The sequence below is a fragment of the Mammaliicoccus fleurettii genome (genome assembly GCF_003970575.1).
Taxonomy (GTDB): Bacteria; Bacillota; Bacilli; order Staphylococcales; family Staphylococcaceae; genus Mammaliicoccus; species Mammaliicoccus fleurettii.
Genome location: NZ_RXWZ01000208.1, coordinates 1 through 622 on the forward strand (window position 1 = coordinate 1; position 622 = coordinate 622).

The window sequence follows — 622 nt, forward strand, 5'->3', positions numbered from 1 at the left end:
AAAAGGTGGTCGCCCTTCATTACCTGACCACAAGAAAAGAGAAATCAAGTTCTTATATGATGAACAAAAACATACGGGTGAAGAAATTGCAAAGCAAACAGGTGTTAGCAGGTCTACTGTTTATAGAATAATAAAAATGAAGTAGTAAAAACAAATAATCACAGTAAGAAAACTAATGAAAGGAGAATCTTCAAATTAGAGATTCTCCTTTCATTAGTTTTTATAATCTATATTATAATTTAACGAGAATTTTTGCTTGTGATTTATCGTTTACAAGTTGTTCAAATCCTGACTCCACAATATCATCTAACTCTATCTCATCAGTAACGACATCTTTAACTTTTAAATTACCTTCTTTAATTAAATCTATTGTTTGTTGAAATGTAGTAGGTGTATAAGCAATTGTCGAAGTAAGTTTTACACCTGTATTCGTTAATTGCATTGGATTCCATTCAATAGGATGACCAAATATAGACACTATAACAACATTACCTCTTGCTCTAGTAATGTCTATAGCAGAGTTAAGTGTTGATGCTACACCAGCTACTTCAAATGCTACATCCACGCCATTATCTGTATGTTTATTAATAACATCACTTGGGTTTGATTCACCAGAATTGAT

Annotated in this window: 2 protein-coding genes; one reads left to right on the top strand and one right to left on the bottom strand. The window is 31.4% G+C overall.

Annotated elements, in window-relative coordinates; genetic code table 11:
* A partial coding sequence (locus CD129_RS12340) for a helix-turn-helix domain-containing protein (RefSeq protein ID WP_126577717.1) occupies window positions 1-145 on the top strand: 145 nt, incomplete at its 5' end.
* A gap of 87 nt (window positions 146-232) precedes the next feature.
* On the opposite strand, the gene CD129_RS12345 is transcribed toward CD129_RS12340, so the two are convergent.
* The coding region (locus CD129_RS12345; RefSeq protein ID WP_144437023.1) for a zinc-binding dehydrogenase at window positions 233-622 on the bottom strand (390 nt) is incomplete at its 5' end.